Origin of the sequence: Limibacillus sp., from assembly GCA_037379885.1 — a bacterium.
GTDB lineage: Bacteria > Pseudomonadota > Alphaproteobacteria > Kiloniellales > CECT-8803 > JARRJC01.
Window position 1 is genome coordinate 1 of record JARRJC010000095.1, and the last position, 4,248, is coordinate 4,248.

The 4,248-nt window shown below is 59.3% G+C and carries 5 protein-coding genes; 1 reads left to right on the plus strand and 4 read right to left on the minus strand.

All coding sequences use genetic code 11. The features are described from left to right. The 4 genes from P8X75_14675 to P8X75_14690 all read right to left on the minus strand — a co-directional run. The coding region (locus P8X75_14675; GenBank protein ID MEJ1996425.1) for a TRAP transporter large permease subunit at nt 1–519 on the minus strand (519 nt) is incomplete at its 3' end. Continuing rightward, a complete protein-coding gene (locus P8X75_14680; GenBank protein ID MEJ1996426.1) occupies nt 516–1,154 on the minus strand; it encodes a TRAP transporter small permease subunit in 639 nt (212 codons plus the stop codon). The genes P8X75_14675 and P8X75_14680, both read right to left, overlap by 4 nt. Before the next feature lie 134 nt (nt 1,155–1,288). Beyond that, a complete protein-coding gene (locus P8X75_14685; GenBank protein MEJ1996427.1) occupies nt 1,289–2,422 on the minus strand; it encodes a TRAP transporter substrate-binding protein in 1,134 nt (377 codons plus the stop codon). A 343-nt stretch (nt 2,423–2,765) separates the two neighbouring features. After that, entirely contained in the window at nt 2,766–3,740 is a 975-nt protein-coding gene (locus P8X75_14690) for a D-glycerate dehydrogenase (GenBank protein ID MEJ1996428.1), read from the minus strand. Nucleotides 3,741–4,063: 323 nt separating this feature from the next. On the opposite strand from P8X75_14690, the gene P8X75_14695 reads away from it, so the two are divergent. Next, the coding region (locus P8X75_14695; protein ID MEJ1996429.1) for a type I secretion protein TolC at nt 4,064–4,248 on the plus strand (185 nt) is incomplete at its 3' end.

Below are 4,248 nucleotides of genomic sequence, written 5' to 3' on the forward strand. Positions count from 1 at the left end.
GACGATCAGCATGATGCTGGGCGGGATCAGGATGCCGAGGCAGCCGCCCGCGCAGATCACGCCAGAGGCGAAGCGCTGGTCGTACTTGGCCTCCAGCATGGCCGGGAAGGCCAGCATGCCCATCAGCGTCACGACCGCTCCGATAATGCCAGTCGCCGTCGCGAAGACAGCGCAGGTGGCCAGCGCCGCTACGGCCATCGAGCCGGGTAGGTGGCGTGCCGCGAGCTGGAACGAGAAGAACAGCCGGTTTACGATGTTCGCTCTTTCCACCACGTATCCCATAAACAAGAAAAGTGGCACCGCGACCAGCACGTCATTCGACATGACTGAGAAGGTGTTTTGAACGAAGAGGTCGAAAATCCTGTTGTCGAAGAATGAACTCATCCGCAGGGGGTCGTAATAGGCGTAGTAGCCGAAGCCCAGCCCCATGGCGATCAGAGTGAAGGCGATTGGAAAACCCAGAAGCACGACCAGAATGAACAGGCCGAGCATCATCAGCGCAATTTGAGGATCGGTCATCGCTGGTCACCCCCCTGACCATGCGTATTGGGCGCCGCCATATCGGCGCTCGAAGGCTTGCTGGCGCCCGTAAGGTCGCTTCTCTCGTGCATGACCATTGTCTCGGTCTCCTGCACGTCGTGGAGACGTGGCGGATAGAAGCCATGCTTGATGCAATGGATGCAGCGCGCGGCCTCGGCAATGCCCTGGAGCAGGACCAGCCCGCCCGCGATTGGAATGAGCGTCTTGAAGAAGTAGATCTGAATCCGCGCCGGGCTGCTCCAGCTCACTTCCTGGTAGCGCCAGCTGTCAGCGGCGAAGCCCGCACCGTAATAGATCAGCGCGATGGCGCCCGGTGCCAGGAAGATCGTATAGAGCAGCAAGTCGATGCTCGCCTGTACTTTTAGCGGCATCAGGCGATAGACGACGTCGCCGCGCACGTGGGCATCCTGAGATAGGGCGTAGGCGCCAGCCATCATGAAGAGCGCCCCGTACATCTGTACGCTCATGTCGAAGGCCCAGACGGTTGGTGCGTTCAGGACATAACGCACAAAGACCTCATAGCAGGTCGATAGCGTCAGGATCATGATGCACCAGGCGAAGGCCTTCCCGGACCAAGCGCTCAGGCTGTCAATGAAGTGAAGTATGCGGTTCATTCGAGGAATCCTCGTATCGGAGCCCGAGAGGGTTTGCCTATCGGGGTTCCGGCAGTCAAGCGGGAAAGGGCGACGTCTGATCGACGCCGCCCCGTACCGTTATCCGTCCCCGGCCAGAGGGCCGGAAAGTGGGATTACAGCGCCCCGAAGTAGTGCTCGTAGGCCGCCCGGTAGTCCGGAGCGTTGTTCAGCGCATAGGCGCCGTGACGCTCGGCCCAGGCCTTCTGCGAGGCAACCACCTTGGCGAAGAATTCGTCCTCGGCGCTGATGCGGTCGACGACCACGTCCCAAGCGACAAGCTGCTCCTTCATGACCGAATCCGGCGTACGGTAGACGTTGACGCCGAACTCTTCCTTCAGGGCCACGAGGTCCTGCGAATAACGCTCCATCGCCTTCCAGGCCATGTCGGACGAAGCGGCTTCGGAAGCGTACTCGAGGATTGCGCGCTGCTCTTCGCTCAGGTTTTCGAATAGGGTCTTGTTGAAGATGATCTCGAAGCACTCCTGAGACTGGTGGAAGCTGCCCAGGTGATAGTGCTTGGAGACGTCCTGCATGCCGAAATCGCGGTCCGAGGTCGGGTTGTTGAACTCGGCGGCGTCGATCAGGCCGGATTTCATCGCGGGCTGAATTTCACCACCCGGCAGCTGCACGACGGACATGCCCATCTCTTGCAGCACGTCGGCGGCGAGACCCACGGTACGGTACTTAAGGCCCTTCATCTGCGAGGAGTCCGTGATGTGCTCCTTGAACCAGCCGAGGGGCTGGGCCGGCATCGGGCCGGAGAAGAAGCCGACAAGGTCGAGACCAAGGCGCTCATGCATCAACTCGTTGTAGAGGGCGCGCCCTCCGCCATACTGGATCCAGCCCATCATCTCGTTGGCGGACCAGCCAAAGCAGGGGCCAGTGCCGAACAGCGAAGCGACGGGGCTCTTGGAGTACCAGTAAGCGGTCACGAAGTGAGCGCCATCTAGGACGCCATTGTGCACAGCCGTTTGCATCTCGGCGGTCTTGACCACCGCACCGACGCCCAGCAGATCGATCTTCATGGCGCCGCCAGCCATCTTGTTCACGCGGTCAACGTAGTCTTGCGCAAACTCAAGGAAGATGCCGCCGCCCCAGGCCGCCTGAACCTTGAGGGTGGTGGCCGCCTTGGCCACATGCGGTGCGGAAACAACCGCAGCCGAAGCGCCAGCGGCAGCAACAGCGGTGCCGCGCAGGAACTTGCGGCGCGAAACGCTTTCTTTTTTCTGAATTTCGGTCTTGGACATTCGTATTCCTCCCAAAGGTTTGGTTCGTCTCGAAAGCGCCAACATCATCTCTGGGCCGCAGCGGCCCCGCTTGCTGCCGTAACCTTCGATCTATTCACGTGCTTCCTCTCGTCTTAAAGCGAGAGAGCAGCCCGTCAACTTTCATTAGAGAACTGCTGGTCTTGCGGCCCGCCGTCCCCAACGCCATCCGCGAATCCGCGGACGGTATTCGCTACGTTATAGCGCGCCTGAGATGAGAAGCCACCTTTTGTCGACAATTTTCGACAGGGGCAATCATCCCAGCACTCATTGAATGTACGAGTGCGTCTTCTTTCCGGTCAATGCCTTCAGCTAATCTGAAGCGTCAAGCGACGCGATCTCCCGGCTCTTTTCCGGCAAAGATCGCATCCAAGTTGTCCAAGGCCCTGAAACCCATGGCGTCTCTTGTCTCAGAGGTGGCGCTGCCGATGTGGGGCAGGGCGAAGACGTTCTTAAGAGTCCGGTACGCCGGATGAATGTCCAGCGGCTCTCCGTTAAATACGTCAAGTCCAGCTGCAGCTATCTTGCCGGACTCCAAAGCGTCGACCAGCGCTTTGTCGTCGACCACCGCACCGCGCGCCGTGTTGACAACGATCGCGCCATCGGGGAGCAGGGCGATCCGCTCGGCGTTGAGTAGGCCCTTGGTGTCAGCGGTTGCCGGACAGTGTATGGAGAGCACATCGCAATGCGGTAGCAGGTCCTCCACGGTCTCGTGGTACTGCGCGCCGAGCGCTGCCTCACTCTCCTTCGCCAGGCGCCTGCGCTTGCTGTAGTGGATCTCCATGTCAAATGCGCGGGCGCGCTTGGCCGCCACCAAGCCGACCCGCCCCATGCCGATCACGCCAAAGCGCTTACCCGTTACTTGACGGCCCACCATGAAGCTGGGGCTCCAGTCCTTCCAGCCGCTGTCGCGCACCAGGGCAACCCCTTCAGTAGCTCGGCGGGCGGCGCCCAGCATGCAGAGCATGGTGATTTCAGCGGTTGCGTCGCTCAAGACGTCCGGGGTGTTGGTTACGATGATGCCCTTCGCCTTGGCGGCCTCGACATCGACATGATCGTATCCAACGGAGAAGTTCGCTATCGCCTTAACGCGGTCGGAGAGCTGCGCGATTACCTCCGCGGTGAAATGCTCCGAGTGACAGGGCAAGATCGCATCGCAGCGGGAGGCTATCTCCACCAGTTCTTTCGCGCCATACACGCGATCGTCGGGATTGAAGATCGGATCGTAATCGCGCGAAAGCCGGTCCTCTACGGCCTCTGGAAGTTTCCGGGTGACAAAGATGACAGGCTTGCTGGACATGAGGGGTAGGCTCCTTGCATTCACTTGACTCCGCCGCAGCAGAGATTTTGAGCCTTCTTATCGAGAAGGCGCTCTAACAGGGAGTGCCGCCAACAGCCCAAGCCTCAGCGCGCACACCCAAATTCTGATGGACAAGGCTGACCAACGATTGGGTCTGCGTAAAGGGCGACTTCAATCGTGTTTAACAGGCGCCGTTCTCTGCAAATTTTTATTTGAAGTGAGCTAGATGTTTGGGCTCCTTTTTACAATCTAATGTATCTTGCTACTAGTTCCAATGAATAGTAGTGTTGGCTTCAATCCATCGATTTAGGGGAAGGTTTGTGATGAAGAAGAGACTTACGGCTACGGTCGCTGCAGCGGCCCTTTGCCTGCTTGGCGCTTCTGGCGGCGCGACGGCGGCCTCTCTCGAAGAAGCTATTGCTCAAGCGCTGGATTTTAACCCACGGATCAAGGCGGCTTCGTCTAACAAGGACGCCATTGGCTATGAGCTACGGCAATCTCGTTCATA

Excerpts from the sequence above, each read along its gene's own strand:
- P8X75_14690 (MEJ1996428.1), bottom strand. The coding sequence starts at position 3,740 with ATGTCCAGCAAGCCTGTCATCTTTGTCACCCGGAAACTTCCAGAGGCC.
- P8X75_14685 (MEJ1996427.1), bottom strand. The coding sequence starts at position 2,422 with ATGTCCAAGACCGAAATTCAGAAAAAAGAAAGCGTTTCGCGCCGCAAG.
- P8X75_14680 (MEJ1996426.1), bottom strand. The coding sequence starts at position 1,154 with ATGAACCGCATACTTCACTTCATTGACAGCCTGAGCGCTTGGTCCGGG.